Here is a 17,293-nt window from a genome sequence, read left to right as displayed (position 1 = left end):
AACGCCCCCCCACCACCAGCGCAGGCTGTAGGCGACCGTGAGCATCGCGCCGAACACCAGAGCGAAGGCCAAGGCCGTCGCCCCCAGAGGGGTGATCGTGCCGACGTCGCCCTCCACGAGCAGCACGATCGCCTCGAAGGCCGACTCCTTGGTCACGAAGCCGATCAGCGGCGGCACGCCCGCCATCGAGAGCGCGGCGAGGCCGCCGACGATGGCCAGCCACGGGGCGCGGTAGCCCACCCCGTTCAGCTCCTTGAGGTTCCTGGTGCCGGCCGAATGGTCGATGATGCCGACGCACATGAACAGCGTCGACTTGAACAGCGCGTGCGCCACGACCGTGGCCAGGCCCGCGAGTGCGCCGGCCTTGGTGCCCATGCCGAGCAGCAGCACCATGAAGCCCAATTGGGAGACGGTGCCGTAGGCGAGCAGCAGTTTCAGATCCACCTGACGCAGCGCGCGCCAGCCGCCGACCAGCATGGTGGCGGTGCCCAGCAGCAGCACCGTCGGGCGGAAGTAGGGCACCGTCGCGAACGCGGGTGCCAGCACCGCGACGAGGTAGACGCCAGCCTTCACCATGGCGGCGGCGTGCAGGTAGGCGGAGATGGGCGTCGGTGCGGCCATCGCGCCCGGCAGCCAGAAGTGGAACGGGACGAGAGCCGACTTGCTGAGCGCGCCCACCAGCATCAGCAGCGCGCCAGCGGTGGCGAGCGCTCCGGAGGGTGGGTCGAGCAGCAGCTCGGACAGCGAGTAGGTGCCGGACGTCTCACCCAGTGCGACGATGCCCAGCAGCATCGCCAGGCCGCCGGTGGTGGTGACGATCAACGCCGTCTGGGCCGCACCGCGGTTGGCGCGACGGGTGGGGTCGTGGCCGATCAAGATGTAGGAGAAGACTGTCGTCAACTCCCAGAAGACGAACAAGGCCACCAAGTTGTCGGCGGTCACCAGGCCCACCATGGTGCCCGCGAAGAGGGTCAGGATGGACGCGCTGCGGGTGTGCATCTCGTCGGAGAAATACCAGCGGCAGTACAACAGCACCGCGACGCCGATCCAGGTGACGATCAACCCCAACACCCATTGCACCAGCCCGATGCGCACGTCCAGCGAGACGCCCAGCGCTGGAATCCACTCGACTCTGTCGACGTAAGCCTGCCCCGACGTGATCGTCGAGGTGAGAGTGAGGAGCCAGATCCCGGTGGCCAGAGGGGCCAGCGACAGAACGAAGTAGGCGCGCGCTCCCAGCCAGCGAACAAGAAGGGGCGTCAAGACGCCCAAGATCGCATGGAACGAGATCAGGGCGAAAAGCACGCGCAAAGGCCCTTCCTGTAGGCGGGTCTGGTGGCGCGCCCTAGTTTAGCGGGTGGGCACGACCGTCGTGTTACGGATGGGGTTCGACCACCGCCATCGTGCTCTTCGAGGTGCACCCACCCACGCTCTTCGAGGTGCGAGGCCGTTCGCGGCCGAGCCTCGAGGAGAGCGTGACGGCGCTTGAGGGCTTGTGGTCGGGGACTCTGGTCACGTCCGTCGTGTTCCGGATGGGGTCTGCTCCCGCCCGGCCGCCTCACGGCGCTTCGCGCGTGCTGGACGGCTTTTACGCCCACCACACCCACTCGCAGACCCCATCCTCCACACGACTACGCGTTCGGCTGCCGGTCGCTCTCCTCGAGGCTGCGGCTTCGGGGCTCGTCCGGGTGCTGAGGAGCGAGGTACGAGCGTCTCGAAGTACGCCCCAGCGCCTCCGCACCTCGAAGAGCGTGAAGGCGGACCCCATCCTCCACACAACTTGGCTCTTCGGCTGCCGGTCGCTCTCCTCGAGGCTCCGCTGCGCTCCGCACCTCGAAGAGCGTCATGTGGTCGCGGTCAGGTGGCGGATTTGCGGAGGGCTTCCGGCTGCCAGATGCACGTCGGGTCGGAGGCAAGGGGGTCTCCTGCCATGGCGTAGGCGCGGGCACGAGAGCCGCCGCAGATCCAGTTGAACTCGCATTTTCCGCATTTGCCGGAGTAGCCGGCGGGGTCGCGCAGCGACTTCATCATCGGCGCCTCCGCGTAGATCTCGTGGAAGGGCTGCTCCTTCACCGAGCCGCAGCGCACCGGAAGGAAGCCCGACGGGTAGACGTCGCCGATGTGGTCGACGAAGGCGAAGCCGCGCCCGGAGTTCACTCCGATCGGCGGACGCGGTGGGCGGCGCTCGGTGACCTCTCCCAGCAACTCGTCGGTGGTGCGCATCAGCCAGTCGTGCAGTTCGCCCGTCTTCGGCATGGGCTTCCCAGCGGCGCGGGCGTCGTCGCGCTGGATGGCCACGCGGCGGTAGTTGGGGGCCTCGGTGACCTTGACGGCGATCCGGTCAGAGACGTCGTGCAGCCAGTGCAGCACGTCCTCCATCTCCTCGGGGTTGAGGGGCTCGAGGTTGGAGCCGCGCCCCATCGGCACCAGGAACAGCAGGTACCACATCCACGCGCCCATCTCCTTGACCGTCTTCAGGATGTAGGGCAGCTCGTGCAGGTTGTTCTTGCAGATGGTGGTGTTCACCTGAAAGCGGAAGCCGTGCTTGACCACGAGCTTCGCGGCCTCCATCGAATCGGCGAAGGTGCCGTCGATGCCGCGGAAGGAGTCGTGGGTCTCGGGGGTGGCGCCGTCGAGGGAGATCGAGAAGGCGTTGACGCCGGCCTCGCGCACCGAGGCGAGGCGCTCGTCGGTGAGCAGTGGTGTCACCGACGGGGACAGCGCGATAGGCAGTCCGACCGACTTGCCGTAGGCGATCAATTCCTCCAGGTCGGGGCGCTCGAAGGCGTCGCCGCCGGAGAGGATCACGATGGGACGTGGGGTGCCGTAGGCGGCGAAGTCGTCGAGCAGCGCCTTGCCCTGCTCGGTGGTGAGCTGGCGCGGATCGGCCTTGGTGAACGCGTCGGCGCGGCAGTGCTTGCAGGCCAACTGGCACGCACGGGTGACCTCCCAGACGATGACGTGGGGTCGCTCGCCCGGATCGTGATGCAGAGTGCGCACGACGCCCTTGCGCGCGGTGTGCGGGTGACCGCCCGGATGTCCTCCGGGGTGCCCGCCAGGATGACCACCGGGATGTCCCCCCGGATGCCCGCCAGGGTGCCCCGTCGTGGGGTCGGCGGCTCCGGGATGCGTGGTCGGCTGTGCTGTCATGCCATTGATCCTACGACTTGTCGTAATTCCACCGACGGCACCCCCTGCCTAGTCCTTTCCCTTCTTATCCGTGCACAAATCTGCGTATACGCGAAGGCCTCGCGATATACGGGAGGCCTCAACGCAGGTGCAGATGTGTGCACGTATGCCCAGCGAATGGGCGGGTGGGCACGGAGGGCACTAGGGTCTGAGTGAGAGCTCCCGCCAGTGGGTGACACCTACTGCGGCGCACTGGATGGCGACCTGGCTTCGTTATCGAACTCACTGGCATGTCCAATGGCAGTTTCGTTCTCTGCCTTGCCATGTCATCCATCCAGTACGTCCTCGCTACGGCCCCACCCACTGGCGGGAGCTCTAACAGGATGAAGGGGTACTTGGTGAAGGGCATCACTGTTTTTTCGGGCTCGGCGCATCCGGGGTTCGCGGACGAGATCTGCGCGAAGCTGGGGGTGCCCCGTAGTCCGGTGGCCATCTCGCGGTTCAGCAACGACTGTCTGCAGGCGCAACTGCTGGCCAACTGCCGCCAATCGGATGTTTACATCGTGCAACCGCTGATGCCGCCCACGCAGGAGCACCTGATGGAGCTGTTGCTGATGGTCGACGCGGCTCGCGGGGCGTCGGCCGGCCAGATCACGGCGGTGATCCCGCACTACGCGTATGCGCGCTCGGACAAGAAGGACGCCTCGCGGATCTCCCTGGGCGGGCGTCTGGTGGCGGACCTCCTGTCGACCGCCGGCGTACACCGGGTGCTCACCATGAACCTGCATGCGCCGCAGGTGCACGGCTTCTTCTCGGTGCCGGTGGATCACCTGACGGCGCTGGGCGTGATCGCCGACCACTATCGCAAGCGCGACCTCACCAACCACGTTGTCGTCTCGCCCGATCTTGGCAACGCGAAGCAGGCGACGCTGCTGGCGCGCCTGCTGAACCTGCCCGTCGCGGCGGGTTCCAAGCAGCGCCTAGGCGACGACAAAGTGGTGATCGACAACATCGTCGGCGACGTTCAGGGCAAGAAGGCCATCGTGCTCGACGACGAGATCGCCACCGGTGGCTCGATCCTGGAGATCGTCAACCGGCTGCAGGACTTCGGCTGCGTCGGCACCTCCGTCGCCTGCACCCACGGGCTGTTCACCGGCAACGCGGTGGAGCGGCTCACCGGCAGCGACGCGATCTCCGAAGTGGTGGCCACCAACACGGTTCCCGCCCCCGAGAAGTTCCCTGGCCTGACGGTGCTGTCCGTGGCCGGGCTTTTCGCGGGTGCCATCGATCGCATCCACCGTGGCAAGTCCGTCGCCAAGCTGTTCAAAGGCGTCGATCCCGCCTATTCCGAGCCCCCGGTGCCGGAGGGGCTTTTCTAGTCCCCAGCCCCCGTCCGATTCGAGAGCTACTCCGGCACCGAGTTGCGGAAGACGGCCCGGAACTGGGCTCGGAAGTTGGCCGCCGGGCTGAGCGGCCAGCGGTGCATCACGTACTCCGTGGCCGCGTCGACGGTGAGCTGGCGGCTGCTGTTGCCGAGCCGTGCCCAGAGTTCGGGCGTCGCGGACTTGTTGGGACGGAAATAGGTAGGCGTCGGGCCCGGTGGAGCGGTGACGCGGCAGACATCGGCCGGGGTGCCGTCGGACGAGGGCAGCGTCGTGAACTCGACCTGCACCAGAGCCGCGACGTGCTGGCCGAGGGTGTTGGAGAGCAGGTCGCGCAACCAGAGCTCGTAGCGATCGGCGTCGGGGGCCTTCATCGTGGCGAAGTCCGGCTCGAGGCCCAGGGGTGTGCCGTCGTCGTCGACGCCGATCAGCAGGGTGCCGCCGTCGGTGTTGAGGAAGGCGCACACGGTCTTGGCGATGACCTGCTCCATCCGGTCGTCCTTCTTACCGGTGTGCAGGTTGACGCGTGCGGTGGACTTGAACTCGACGCGGTCGGACTCTCCGGCCTTCAGCAGTTCCGGGACGGAGCCGCGCTGCGGGCGTTGGAAGTGCGTCACGAGCGCGCCGTAGAGCGCGATGCCCAGCAGCGACATGCCCAGCGAGGTCAGCAGTGTCAGCGCGCTCCACAAGGGTGACGTCGTGCCGGTCCAGCTCAGCAGCAACAGGCCCACCGCCATCCCCATCAGACTGATGACGATCGACGTGGAGCCGCGCAGTCGTGCCCGACCGCGCAGGATCCGGTGGGCGACCAGGCTGAGGCCCCAGGCGACGAGCAGTGAGATCAGCAGGAAGACCGCGACGGTTTGGAGAGGGGCGTCCGGTAGCGCTGGTGGGTTCATCGCGGTCCTCGGGATCGGAGAGTAAAGATCGACACCATGATATCATTGCCCCACCCCGGTGTCGCCGCGGCGAGGGCGGTAGATAGGCTCTGGAGTGACTTCCCAGTGTCGGGAGAGGTCGACGACGATCGTCGACCGAACTGCAGCTGACAAGCCTTTTTAAACAAGATTCTGCTTCCGAAATGGATGAGGTGCTTTCCGTGACCGTCACCACTTCTCGTGCCCTTCTCGAAACCGGCAACCTAGCGGGCGTCGAGGCCCTGCGCGCCGTTCTCGGCACCGAGGCGGTGAGCACGCGCGAACTCGACAGGATCGCCCTGGCGGTGGACGCGTCGCACTACCTGCGCGCTCCCGATGCGGTGATGCGGGCGACGTCGGTGAACGATGTGGCCACCGCCATGCTGATCTCCTCCCAGCTCGGCTGGCCGCTCACGCTGCGCTCCGGAGGTACCAGCCTGTCGGGCCAGGTGCTCTCGGAAGGGCTCACCGTCGACGTGCGGCGCCACTTCCGCAGCCTCGAGGTGCTCGACGACGGCGCCCGCGTGCGGGTGCAGCCCGGCATGACCATCCGGCAGGTGAACGTCGCGTTGGCCAGGCATCGCACCAAGCTGGGCCCAGACCCGGCCTCCGAGATCGCATGCACCGTCGGCGGCATGATCGCCAACAACTCCTCGGGCATGACCTGCGGCACGGTGGCCAACGCCTATCGCACCATCGAGTCGATGGTGATCGTGCTGCCCAGCGGCACCGTCGTGGACACCGCCTCGCCCACCGCCGACGTCGACCTGCGCGCCAACGAGCCGCACCTGGTGGAGGTGCTGGAGCGGCTGCGCGAGGAACTGCGTCGCGAACACCACGAGGCCGACATCCGGCGCCGCTACGCCATCAAGAACACCATGGGCTACGGCCTCAACTCGTTCCTCGACTTCGACACCCCGGTCAAGATCCTCGAGCACCTGATGATCGGCTCCGAGGGCACGCTGGGCTTTGTCGCGGAGGCCACCTTCCGGACGGTGAAGGTGCCGGCCCGCACCGCGACTGGCCTGCTGCTGTTCGAGAGCCTCGCTGCGGCCACGACGGCGCTGCCCGCGTTGGTCTACTCGGGCGCGGACGTCGTCGAGCTGATCGACGCCGCCTCCATCCGTGCCATGGGCGAGGATGCCAGAGGCGTGCTGCCCGAGGGCTTTCAGCCCGCCAACGAGGCCTCGCTGCTCGTCGAGTACCAGGCCGACGACGCCGACGGCATCGCCGAGCGGATCCAGACCGGAAACGACGTCTTCGCTGGCCTGGGTGGCCTGGCGTCGTCGCCGGAACTCACCGAGGAAGCGGCGCGCCGCGCCCAGATGTGGGTGATGCGCAAGGGCCTTTACACCAAGGTGGCGCGCAACCGTCCGAAGGGCACGGCCGCGCTGCTCGAGGACGTCGCGGTGCCGATGGAGCAGCTGGGCGGCGTGTGCTCCGAGCTGCACACCTTGTTCGATGCGCACGGCTACGAGGACGCCGTCATCTTCGGTCACGCCAAGGACGGCAACATCCACTTCCTGGTGACCGAGGACTTCGCCGGGCCCGAGTCGCTGAAGCGCTACGACGACTTCACCGAGGACATGGTGGAGCTGGTGCTGAACAACGAGGGCACGCTGAAGGCCGAGCACGGCACCGGCCGGATCATGGCGCCGTTCGTGCAGCGCCAGTACGGCGACGAGCTGTACCAGGCGATGTGGGACGTGAAGAACGCCTGCGATCCCCAGCGCATCCTCAATCCCGGGGCGGTGCTCACCGAGGATCCGCAGCAGCACCTCAGGCACATCAAACCCACGGCGCCCGTGCGCGCGGTGCTCGACGACTGCGTCGAGTGCGGCTACTGCGAGCCCGTCTGCCCCAGCCAGCACCTCACCACCACGCCGCGTCAGCGCATCGTTGTGCAGCGCGCCATCGCCGCGGCCGAGGCGGCGGGGGAGAAGGAACTGGCGGCGTCGCTGAAGAGGCAGGAGGTCTACGACGTGATCCAGACCTGCGCGGTCGACGGCATGTGCTCGACGGCGTGCCCGGTGCAGATCAACACCGGAGACCTGGTGCGCGATCTCCGTCGCGAGAACCAGAACGCGGTCCTGGATGCGGGCTGGAACGTCGCCGCGAAGCACTGGGACACCGTGCTGACGGTGGCGTCGGTGGGGATGAGCGTCACCGAGAAGGTGCCGACGCCGCTGGTGCGCGGTGCGCTGGGCGTCGCCCGGGCGGTAGTGGGCACCGATGTGGTGCCGACGCTGTCCAAGGAATTGCCCGGCGGCGGGCCCGTGCGCCGGCCGGCGCCCGCGGGCGCGGCGGATGCGATCTTCCTGCCGGCGTGCGTCGGCACCATGTTCGGCTCGCAGCACGCCTGCGGCACCGGCGTGGCCGGCGCGGTGCGCCAACTGGCCGAGCGCGCGGGACTGGTGCTCAGCACTCCCGCGGGCGTGTCCGAACTGTGCTGCGGCACCCCGTGGAAGTCGAAGGGCCTGGCCAAGGGCTACGACACCATGAAGACGAAGCTGGTCGCCTGGGTGCGGGAGCACACCCGGGACGGCGCGCTGCCGCTGGTCTGCGACAACGTCTCCTGCACCGAGGGCATCATCGTCGCGCTGAAGAACGCCGGCGTGACGGGAATCCGGGTGCTGGATGCCACCGAATGGGTGGCCGAGCACGTCGCACCGCGGCTGCCTCGGGTATCCAAGGCGCACAAGGCCGTGGTGCATCCCACCTGTTCGTCGACGCAGCTCGGGGTCAACGACGCGCTGTTGTTCCTTGCCGGTTTGGTGGCCGATGAGGCGGTCGTGCCCGACGGATGGCGCTGCTGCGCCTTCGCCGGAGATCGGGGTCTGCTGCACGAGGAGCTCACCGCCACGTCGACGCGCGACGAGGCCGCCTCTGCCCGTCGTGAGGACGCCGAGCTGTACCTCAGCTGCAACCGGACCTGCGAGTTGGGCATGACCCGAGCCACGGGAAAGGTCTACACCCACGTGTTGGAGGAGTTGGCCGCTCGCGTCTTAGGAAAGTCGTAGTCAGGTGCGTAAGGTCGTCCTTATTCGACCCCGCTCGCATGGTGAGACAACGCGTCTGAGATGATGTGTTCAAGCGGGCAGGTAGCGTCCACTACCGGCTCGACAAGGGAAGATCGGCGGTATCCCGGTTTCTTCGCCGATCAGCCCGATGGGAAGAGAACCCGCACCACGCAACGGCGCGAAGGTGCGGGCTCTTTCATGTCCCCTCCAGGCTCTTCGAGGTGCGACGAAGGAGCCTCGAGGAGAGCGAGCGCGACTTTTGGCTGGAAGTGTTCTTCGGCTGCCGGTCGCTCTTTTCGAGGCTACGGCTTCGGGGCTCGTCCGGGTGCTGAGGAGCGAGGTACGAGCGTCTCGAAGTGCGCCCAACGCCTCCGCACCTCAAAGAGCGTGGGGGAGGTGCGGGCTTTTTCGTGGTTACTCGCCGGCGAGGGCGGAGACCCAATCGGGGGTTTCGGCGAGGCCGGTGGCGGGTACTTCGGCGTCGGCGTCGGGGATGGTGCAGTCCGGCTTCACGCCGGGCTCCGGGCCGAACTCGCGACCGTCGAAGACGACATCCTTGACGAAGTCGTAGTAGGCGTCGTGCTCGCCGGTGTCGTAGGGGTTGTCGAGGGCGCAGCGGCCGACGTAGTAGCCGACGGCGTCGGCGAAGGTCTCGGAGTCGTTGTCCGCGTAGCTGCTGAACTTGCCCTCAGCTCGGTAGAGCTTCTTGAAGTCTTGCCAGTAGGCCGGGTTGGAGTGCCGATCGGAGTTCCACACGTGGGCGAACTCATGGGCAACCAGACGCACCAGGCGACCCTCGTCGCCGGCGTCCAGCGCGCGCTGGAACTTGCTGAAGTCGAGGGAGACGTGGTTGCCCTTGGAGAGGCTCCAGTCACCCCAGGCGTAGCCCGAGATGGCGGCGGCGTTGACGCCGACGTTGCCGTCGACCTTCTTCTGCAGCGTCTTGCGGTAGTCCGTGCACTCGACGGCGTCGAAGGTCTCCCACAGGATCTTGATCGAGTGGAGGTTCTTCTTTGTCCACTGATCGCCGGTCAGTTCGAAGCCGAAGTTCTTGGTGAACGCCTTCTTGATCTTCGCGATCGAGGCGTCCTCGGGCCACTCATGCGTCGAAGCGCAGGGTGCGGGAATGCCTTCAAGCGGGGCAACAGGTTCGGGCGCCGTGGGAAGGGCGTGGGCGCTGCTAGCGAACCCGGCGATGGCAAGACCGGCCAGAACGGCCGACAAGAGCTTGCGCACAGGGGGGACTCCAATCGGGGTGGCACTGTCGAGGGGGGAGTGCCGCAGATAAGAATCTCTTAGGAATCTCAGAAATGCAAATCGGTTATCCACAGGAACGCGACCGAGCTCGACAAGGTCCGGAAGAGCGGTGAACGGGGGCGTGGTTCACGGCTCGGATGGTGGAAAACGGAAGCGTACGCGGAGGATTACAGTTGCCCTCATGACCCTCTTTGACGTCCGACGCACCGCTACGCCCACCTCCGACGAAGACCGTCGCAAGGCTCTGGCTGATCCGGCCTTCGGGAGGTACTACGTAGACCACATGGCGATCGTCGACTACACGGAGGGCCTCGGGTGGCAGAACCCCCGGATCGAGCCCATGGCCGACTTCGCGATGCATCCCGCCGCGGCCGTGCTGCACTACGGGCAGGAGATCTTCGAGGGGCTTAAGGCCTATCGTCGCGACGACGACAGCGTCTGGCTGTTCCGTCCCGAGAAGAACGCGGCGCGCTTCGTCCGCTCGGCCCAGCGACTGGGGATGGCACCGCTGCCGGAGGAGACCTTCCTCGCCGCCGTCACTCAGCTGGTGGAGCTGGAGGCCGCCTGGGTGCCGTCGGGGGAGCAGGAGCAGAGCCTCTACATCCGCCCGTTCCAGATCGCCTCCGAGCCGTACCTCGGCGTGCGCGAGGCCAACAACTACCGCTTCGCCGTCATCGCCTCGCCCGCCGGCCCGTACTACTCCGATGCCATGAAGCTGTGGGTCACCCCCAACTTCACCCGTTCCGCCCCCGGCGGAACCGGCACCGCCAAGTGCGGCGGCAACTACGCCGCCAGCCTGATCGCCGCCCAGGAGGCCTACGAGCACGGCTGCGGCCAGGTGCTCTGGACCGACGGTGCGGAGCACAAGTGGCTGGAGGAGTGCGGCACCATGAACGTCGCCATGGTCACCTCCGACGACGAACTGCTCACCCCCGCGCTGGGCACCATTCTCGACGGCGTCACCCGCGACTCGATCCTGAAGCTGGCCCCCGACCACGGCCTCACCGCCGTCGAGCGAGCGATCTCCGTCGACGAACTGCTGGCCGGTCTGGCCAGTGGCTATATCAAGGAGGTGTTCGCCTGCGGCACCGCCGCGGTGGTCACCCCCATCGTCGGCTTCAACACCCCGGATCGCGGCGAGTACGTCGTCGGCAACGGCGCGGTGGGCCCGATGACCCAGGAGATCCGCGCGCACCTGGTCGACATCCAGTTCGGCCGCGCGGAGGACAAGCACGGCTGGACGGTGAAGGTCGCCTGAGGATTAGCCCTTGGCGAGGGCATCCTTCATGGATTCCGGTCCCCAGGACAGGATCTGGGCGCCGTCGGCTGCGTCGAGCAGGACGGCGTTGCCGTGCCCTATCCAGAGCCGGCAGCCCTTCCGCGGGTCCGCGGCGACGGTGTAGCCCGCCTCTTCGGCGCTGTCGGTGATCGCGTCGAGGACGACATGAGGGTCATCCTCGGCGAACATCACGGCGGCTTCGGTGGCACCGGTGATGTCGAGGTCGTCCGGTAGCCGGATGCCGGTGGGAACGAGAACCTTCTGCGCGCCCACTGTCGTCCATTCGACGCTGACCCCTTCGCGCACGAAGTCGGGCGTGGGCGACGGGGAGGCGAGATAGGCGCCGCCCGGACTGGCCGGAGGAACGTTGTCGCCCCGGGGTGCGCACCCGACGACGCCCGCCGCAGCGCACACGACGGCCGCGGCGCCAGCGAGAGGTTTCCAAGCCATGCCGCCAGCCTAGAAACCTCGTTCAAGCCCTCCGGAACACGACGATCTGGATCACGGCTCCCGACCACCAATGGTTCCTGCGGATTCTCGCGTTGGGTCTTTTCGAGGCTCGGCCGCGGACGGCCTCGCACCTCAAAGACCGTGATGGTGACGCCCTCTGAGGTGCGGAGGCGCTGGGCGAGGAACACATGACGCTCTTCGAGGGGCTCGGCCGCGGGTGGCCTCGTACCTCGAGGAGCGTGGTCAGAGGGTCAGGCCGGCGAAGATGTCGGTGGCGGGGCCGTCGGAGGGTGGGAACGGGGTGCCCCAGCCGAGCTGGTAGGCGTCGCCGGCTCCGTCGAGCTCCTGGACGATCTGGTAGAACTGCCAGAACTCGCCCTCGGTGGACACCTGGCTGCGGTAGCTGAACAGGGCGTTCCGGGCCCGGTCGAGGTAGCCGTCGATGGGCACTACCGCCACGATCTCATCCGCCTTCGGGCCGAAGGAGTCCTCGTCGCGCTCCTCGTCCGCCCAGAGCGTGAGCCCGCGCTCCTTGGCGATCGCGAAAGCCTTCGCCCACAGCGGGGTGTTGTGCGAGATGTAGAGCAGCCGACTGGCCTGCCACGGTTCCCCCAACTCGGGACGGTGCACGGGAGAGGCGGCCAGCATCATGGCGTAGACGGTCACCCGATGCGCCTGGATGTGATCGGGATGCCCGTAGTTACCGCGCTCGTCGTAGGTGACGATCACCTGGGGGCGGCGGTCGCGGATGACCTCCACCAGGTGGTTGGCGGCCTCCAGCAGATCCGCGTGCCAGAAGGCACCCTCCGGGATCTCCGACGGGGCGATCGCGTTGCCGAACTCGTCGCGGCCCATGCCGGTGTCGTGGTAGTGGCCGATGCCGCCGAGGTAGACGTGGTCGGTGAGGCCGATGTAGGCCATCGCGTCGACGATCTCCCGGCTGCGGTGCTGCCCCAGCTCGTAGGGGGAGTAGTGCTGCCACTCGGGCACCAGGATCTCGCCCATCTCACCCAGCGTGCAGGTGACCAGCGTCACCTGGGCGCCCTCATCGAGGTAGCGGGCCATGGTCACGCTCGACTGGCTCGACTCGTCGTCGGGATGGGCATGCACGAGTAACAGGCGACGATCATTCACGCCGACAACATTAGGTGCGCTGTCAAGGCGCTTCGTCTCTCTGGGTCGGCGGGTTCCGTGCACAGATCTGCGTATCTGCGAAGGCCTCGCTATAGAGAAGGTCTCGACGCATACGCAGATCTATGCACGGAAGGCAAAGGGTGTGTCGGCGCACGGCACCGGGCAGCCGAAAGCCATGCCACTATTGAGCCCATGGAAATCCGCGCTCTCGAGGAGAGCTCCTGGGGCACGGCCGAATGGCCGCTCGGGGCTCATCCGCACCACGACGGGGTGACTTTCGCCGTATACGCACCCGACGCCACCCGGATCCAGCTCGACATCTACGAGCAGGCCCTCGGCACCGATCCCGTCGCCAGCTACCTGCCGGCGAAGGGCGACGACGGCATCTGGCGTGCCCGGCTCCAGGGCCTCCAGCTGGGCACCATGTACACCTACCGGGCGTGGGGCACGAACTGGACCTACGACGAGGACTGGGAGCCGGGCTCCGAGCTGGGCTTCGTCGCCGACCTCGATGAGGACGGCAACCGCTTCAATCCCAACAAGTCGCTCTTCGACCCGTACGCGCGCGAGATCAGCCACAACGTCTACTCCGACGAGCTGTTCGACTTCGACGTCGACGACGGCGTGTTCGGCACCGGCGGCGACGACTACCACGGTCGTCCGCGCCGTCTCACCGACACCGGCCCCTATGTGCCGAAGGGCATCATCGTCGCCGAACCGCTGCCGCGGAAGCCCCGGCTGGCCCTGCCGCCGCAGGACGCCACCATCTACGAGGTGCAGACCCAGCAGCTCTCCGGCCACCCGTCGACGGCGCGGCTCTCGGAGCTGCTGGCCGACGAGCCTGGCTTCGAGGGTGTGGTGGACATTCCCGAGGAGTACCGGGGCACCTACCGCGGCGCCGGCATGATGGCTCCGTACCTCAAGGGCCTGGGCTTCAACACGGTCGAGTTGCTGCCGGTGCACGAGACCAACACGTCGGAGTCGGCGCGCGCGGGCAAGACCAACTCCTGGGGGTACATGACGCTGGGCTTCTTCGCGCCCAATCGCTCGTACTCGTCGGACACCTCGCCCGGCGGACCCACCCGCGAGTTCCGCGAGATGGTGGACGCGTTCCACGAGCACGGCATCGAGGTGTACCTCGACGTGGTCTACAACCACACGGCCGAGGGCGGCAACTGGAACGGCGACGTGAACACCACCGGGTTCACCAGCCTCGGCGGCTTTGCGACGGCCACCTACTACTCGATGACCTCCGGCCATCTGCTCGTCGACGGCGCCACCGGCACCTCCAACCAGCTTAACTACTCCTCCGAGGCCGCCCGGCGACTGGTGATGGACTCGCTCGAGTACTGGACCACCGACATGCACGTCGACGGCTTCCGCTTCGACCTGGCCACGGTGCTCGGCCGGCTGCCCGGCGACGCGGCCCCCGACGATTGGGACGGGCAGAAGCGCTTCTTCCAGGACCATCCGCTGCTGGTGGAGATCGCCGCCTTCGCGGAGGAGCGGGGCGTCGAGGTGATCGCCGAGGCCTGGGATCTGTGGGGCTACGAGGTGGGCAACTTCCCCCGCGGGTGGGGCGAGTGGAACGGCCGGTACCGCGACGCGGTGCGCCGGTTCACCAAGGGCGACGGCAACGCCGGTTCCTTCCTCGAGCAGTTCAACGGCGACTACCACCACTTCAACGACAACGGCGGCGTGCAGAAGACGATCAACTTCATCGACGCTCACGACGGCTTCAACCTGGTGGATCTGGTGAGCTATCAGACCAAGCAGAACGGCCAGGCCTACCCCTTCGGGCCGTCCGACGGCGGCTCGGATGACAACCTCAGCTGGGACTCGGGCGGCTCCGCCGAGCTTCGACGTCAGCGGGTGCGCAACTTCTGGGCGCTGCTGTTCCTGTCCCGGGGCGTGCCGATGGTGGTGGCCGGCGACGAGTTCGGTCGCACCCAGAACGGCAACAACAACCCGTGGGCGCTGGACTCCATCGCCATGCGCAACAACTACGAGATGATCCCCACCAACGCGCCCAACCGGGTTGCCGTCGGCGGCGACTTCACCGCGGCCTACCACGACAACCTCGGCGAGTTCGAGACGCCGTCGAACGTCAACGGCCTCTTCCGCTTCGCCCGGTTCATGCTGGGGCTGCGACGGCGCCACGAGGCGCTGCGGCAGATGCAGTGGGGCGACCTGGTGGCCGACAACGAGGACGTCTCCTACCTGTTCCGCACGCCGTCGGGCTTCGGCAGCCCGCGCGAGGGCGACCGCGCCGTCGGGGCGTTGATCAACTCTCCCGACGACGACTTCTGGGTGATGATCAACATGGCCGACGTGCCGATCGACTTCACCGCACCCACCTTGGCGCCCGACCGCACCTGGCGCTGGCTGATCGACACCTCCGTCGCGCACGAGTCGCACTTCAACTACTGGCACGAGGGCGACGGCGACCTGACCGGCAACTACGCGACGGTGGCCCCCTGGTCGGTGGCTGTGTGGCATGAGGCGGCGGCTCCGAAGCCGCCGGCCGGAACTCGTTCGGGAGATGCGACGGCCACCAGGGCGCATGTGCAGTGGCACCGGCTGAAGGATGCGGGGGCGGCTCCTCGGAGGGCCCGTCGGTGATCGCGCTCTCGCCGGCCGAGGTCTCTGACGGCGATGCCGTGGTGCAGCGCGAGTGGCTGGTCACCAACGGTATCGGCGGCTACGCGATGGGCACCGTGAACGGCGCTCGTGCGCGCAGCTATCACGGGATGCTGGTGGCCGCGCTGCAGCCTCCGGTGGGTCGATGGCTGATGGCCGGCGGCCTCGACGACAGTGTTTTCGTCGGCGACGACGAGTTCCGGTTCGCCGGCTCGGCCGCCGTCGGTGAGGAGGGATCGATCGAGCGTACGTCGCCCGCCGCGGAGCTGAGCTTCCACGTCGACGGCGGCACGCCCGTCTGGGTGCTCGAGACCCCGCACGCCCGGGTGGAGAAACGGGTGTTCATGGCCCACGGCCGCAACACCAGCTACGCGCGCTACACCGTGGCCCGAGCCGATCAGCCGGTGCGGCTGCGCGGCGCGGCCACCGCGGCCTTCCGCGACCACCACCAGACCAGCCGTCCGGCGGAGGAGGCCGGTCACGCGGAGATGGGGCGCGTGCCGCACGGGGTCCGCGTGCGGCTGAACCCGGAGGCGGCGTTGCAGATTCTTGGCGACGGCGTCTCGGTGCGACCCACCCACCACTGGCGCCGCGGCGAGTATCTGGCCATCGAGGACGAGCGTGGCTTCGACTGCGTGGAGGACGAGCTGGTCGTCGCCGAATACGAGTGCCAGCTCGCGCCCGGCCGGAGCGTCACCGTCGTGTTCAGCGCTGAGGACGCGCCTGAGTTCGACGGCGAGGCCGCCTACGCCGCCCACCGCGAGCGCGAGGCAGGGTTGCTTGAGCAAGCAGAGCTGGAGAGCGCGCCCGACGGCATCCGCCAACTCGTCTTCGCCGCCGACCAGTTCGTCGTGGCCCGCGCCCTTGAGGACGGCACCCAGGGGCACAGCGTGATCGCCGGCTACCCGTGGTTCGGCGACTGGGGACGCGACACCATGATCGCCCTGCCCGGCCTGACCCTGGCCACCGGCCGCGCAGAGATCGCGCGCGGAATCCTCACCACCTTCGCCCGCTACGTCGACCAGGGCATGCTGCCCAACCGCTTCCCCGACAGCGGAGACGCGCCCGAATACAACACCGCCGACGCCACCCTCTGGTACTTCGAGGCGGTCTGCGCCTACCACCGGGCCACCGGCGACCTCGAGACGATCCGCGCGCTCTTCCCGGTGCTGGCCGACATCGTCGTGCATCACCTGGCCGGCACCCGTTACGGCATCGGGGTCGATCCCGCCGACGGCCTGCTGCGGGCGGGCGTGCCCGGCGAGAACCTCACCTGGATGGACGCCAAGGTGGACGGCGTGGTGATGACGCCCCGCCACGGCAAGGCCGTCGAGCTGTCTGCGCTGTGGATCAACGCGCTGGCCGCGATGCGGGACTTCGCCGCCCTGCTCGGCGAACCCGACTCCTACTCGGAGCACCTCGCTCGGGCGTCGGCGAGCTTCGCCCGCTTCTGGGACGACGAGCGCGGCTATCTGCGCGACGTGCTCGACCCCGACGACGCCACTCTGCGTCCGAATCAGCTGATCGCGGCCATGCTCGACGCCGTGCCGCTCACCACCGCGCAGCGGAGGGGCATCGTCGAGGCGTGCCGGGAGGCGCTGTACACGCCCGTCGGCATGCGCACCTTGCGGGCGAGCGACCCCAACTATCGCGGTGTCTTTGCCGGCGACTGGCGCACCCGCGACGCGATGTACCACCAGGGCCCGGCCTGGAGCTGGCTGCTGGGCCCCTTCGTCAGCGCCCACCTGCGCGCCTACGGCGACCCGGTTGCCGCACGCGAGCTGCTCGATGCTGCCCTGGCCGGCCTTTCGGAGGGCTGCGTCGGCAGCGTCAGCGAGCTCTTCGACGGCGATGCCCCGCATCATCCGCGCGCCGCGTCGGCCCAGGCCTGGGGCGTGTCCGAACTGCTGCGCGTGTGGCGCGAGATTGACCGGTACCCGGGAGTAGCGTCCTGAGCCTGGATCCAGGAAGCTGGTCGGCGCGTTTGTAACGGTTTTACAACTTTTCCTGCAAGCCGTTGCGAAACCGATGAAACCTGTTGCTTCTCGTCGAGAAGGATGCCAGACTCCTGCCTGGAGTGAGTCG

12 protein-coding genes and 1 pseudogene are annotated in these 17,293 nt (G+C 67.8%); 7 read left to right on the top strand and 6 right to left on the bottom strand.

Annotated elements, in window-relative coordinates:
* Window positions 1-37 precede the first annotated feature (37 nt).
* Window positions 38-235 carry a hypothetical protein gene (locus P0D62_RS03055; RefSeq protein ID WP_275701146.1) on the top strand — a complete coding sequence of 66 codons (198 nt, stop codon included), beginning with the start codon at window positions 38-40 and terminating at the stop codon, window positions 233-235.
* Here the strand turns inward: P0D62_RS03055 and P0D62_RS19140 are convergent.
* Window positions 184-954: pseudogene (locus P0D62_RS19140) on the bottom strand (proton-conducting transporter transmembrane domain-containing protein); the annotation flags it as partial. The gene P0D62_RS03055 and the pseudogene P0D62_RS19140 overlap by 52 nt on opposite strands.
* On the opposite strand from P0D62_RS19140, the gene P0D62_RS03045 reads away from it, so the two are divergent.
* A complete protein-coding gene (locus P0D62_RS03045) occupies window positions 929-1,144 on the top strand; it encodes a hypothetical protein (protein ID WP_275701144.1) in 216 nt (71 codons plus the stop codon). The pseudogene P0D62_RS19140 and the gene P0D62_RS03045 overlap by 26 nt on opposite strands.
* 713 nt (window positions 1,145-1,857) lie before the next feature.
* Here P0D62_RS03045 and P0D62_RS03040 read toward each other — a convergent pair.
* Window positions 1,858-3,150: a TIGR04053 family radical SAM/SPASM domain-containing protein gene (locus P0D62_RS03040; RefSeq protein ID WP_275701143.1), complete on the bottom strand. Its 1,293-nt coding sequence runs from the start codon at window positions 3,148-3,150 to the stop codon at window positions 1,858-1,860.
* 377 nt (window positions 3,151-3,527) lie between these two features.
* On the opposite strand from P0D62_RS03040, the gene P0D62_RS03035 reads away from it, so the two are divergent.
* Window positions 3,528-4,508 (top strand): ribose-phosphate diphosphokinase, encoded by a 981-nt coding sequence (locus tag P0D62_RS03035; RefSeq protein WP_275701142.1) that lies wholly within the window; start codon window positions 3,528-3,530, stop codon window positions 4,506-4,508.
* A gap of 26 nt (window positions 4,509-4,534) precedes the next feature.
* Here P0D62_RS03035 and P0D62_RS03030 read toward each other — a convergent pair whose 3' ends face one another.
* Window positions 4,535-5,410, bottom strand: coding sequence for an AlbA family DNA-binding domain-containing protein (locus P0D62_RS03030; RefSeq protein ID WP_275701141.1), 876 nt, complete (start codon window positions 5,408-5,410; stop codon window positions 4,535-4,537).
* A 200-nt stretch (window positions 5,411-5,610) separates the two neighbouring features.
* On the opposite strand from P0D62_RS03030, the gene P0D62_RS03025 reads away from it, so the two are divergent.
* Window positions 5,611-8,448 carry an FAD-binding and (Fe-S)-binding domain-containing protein gene (locus P0D62_RS03025; RefSeq protein WP_275701140.1) on the top strand — a complete coding sequence of 946 codons (2,838 nt, stop codon included), beginning with the start codon at window positions 5,611-5,613 and terminating at the stop codon, window positions 8,446-8,448.
* Window positions 8,449-8,862: 414 nt separating this feature from the next.
* Here P0D62_RS03025 and P0D62_RS03020 read toward each other — a convergent pair whose 3' ends face one another.
* Entirely contained in the window at window positions 8,863-9,684 is an 822-nt protein-coding gene (locus tag P0D62_RS03020; RefSeq protein WP_275701139.1) for a hypothetical protein, read from the bottom strand.
* 202 nt (window positions 9,685-9,886) lie between these two features.
* On the opposite strand from P0D62_RS03020, the gene P0D62_RS03015 reads away from it, so the two are divergent.
* On the top strand, window positions 9,887-10,963 hold the full coding sequence (locus tag P0D62_RS03015; protein WP_275701138.1) for a branched-chain amino acid aminotransferase: 1,077 nt from the start codon (window positions 9,887-9,889) through the stop codon (window positions 10,961-10,963).
* Window positions 10,964-10,966: 3 nt separating this feature from the next.
* Here P0D62_RS03015 and P0D62_RS03010 read toward each other — a convergent pair whose 3' ends face one another.
* Both P0D62_RS03010 and mshB read right to left on the bottom strand, forming a co-directional pair.
* Window positions 10,967-11,434 (bottom strand): hypothetical protein, encoded by a 468-nt coding sequence (locus P0D62_RS03010; protein ID WP_275701137.1) that lies wholly within the window; start codon window positions 11,432-11,434, stop codon window positions 10,967-10,969.
* 243 nt (window positions 11,435-11,677) lie between these two features.
* Window positions 11,678-12,568, bottom strand: coding sequence for an N-acetyl-1-D-myo-inositol-2-amino-2-deoxy-alpha-D-glucopyranoside deacetylase (gene mshB / locus P0D62_RS03005; RefSeq protein ID WP_275701136.1), 891 nt, complete (start codon window positions 12,566-12,568; stop codon window positions 11,678-11,680).
* Between the two features lie 192 nt (window positions 12,569-12,760).
* On the opposite strand from mshB, the gene P0D62_RS03000 reads away from it, so the two are divergent.
* Both P0D62_RS03000 and P0D62_RS02995 read left to right on the top strand, forming a co-directional pair.
* A complete protein-coding gene (locus tag P0D62_RS03000; RefSeq protein WP_275701135.1) occupies window positions 12,761-15,190 on the top strand; it encodes a glycogen debranching protein in 2,430 nt (809 codons plus the stop codon).
* On the top strand, window positions 15,139-17,163 hold the full coding sequence (locus tag P0D62_RS02995) for an amylo-alpha-1,6-glucosidase (RefSeq protein ID WP_275701134.1): 2,025 nt from the start codon (window positions 15,139-15,141) through the stop codon (window positions 17,161-17,163). Before P0D62_RS03000 ends, P0D62_RS02995 begins: the two co-directional genes overlap by 52 nt.
* Window positions 17,164-17,293: the final 130 nt, after the last annotated feature.

The organism is Tessaracoccus caeni (genome assembly GCF_029211185.1).
GTDB classification, from domain to species: domain Bacteria; phylum Actinomycetota; class Actinomycetes; order Propionibacteriales; family Propionibacteriaceae; genus Arachnia; species Arachnia caeni.
Note: the sequence above shows the minus strand (reverse complement) of the source record. Positions and strands in the feature narration are given on the sequence as shown.

Bases quoted from the DNA above. Each gene is read 5' to 3' on its own strand.
- P0D62_RS03010 (WP_275701137.1), bottom strand. From the start codon at position 11,434: ATGGCTTGGAAACCTCTCGCTGGCGCCGCGGCCGTCGTGTGCGCTGCG.
- P0D62_RS03040 (WP_275701143.1), bottom strand. From the start codon at position 3,150: ATGACAGCACAGCCGACCACGCATCCCGGAGCCGCCGACCCCACGACG.
- P0D62_RS03015 (WP_275701138.1), top strand. From the start codon at position 9,887: ATGACCCTCTTTGACGTCCGACGCACCGCTACGCCCACCTCCGACGAA.
- P0D62_RS03030 (WP_275701141.1), bottom strand. From the start codon at position 5,410: ATGAACCCACCAGCGCTACCGGACGCCCCTCTCCAAACCGTCGCGGTC.
- P0D62_RS03000 (WP_275701135.1), top strand. From the start codon at position 12,761: ATGGAAATCCGCGCTCTCGAGGAGAGCTCCTGGGGCACGGCCGAATGG.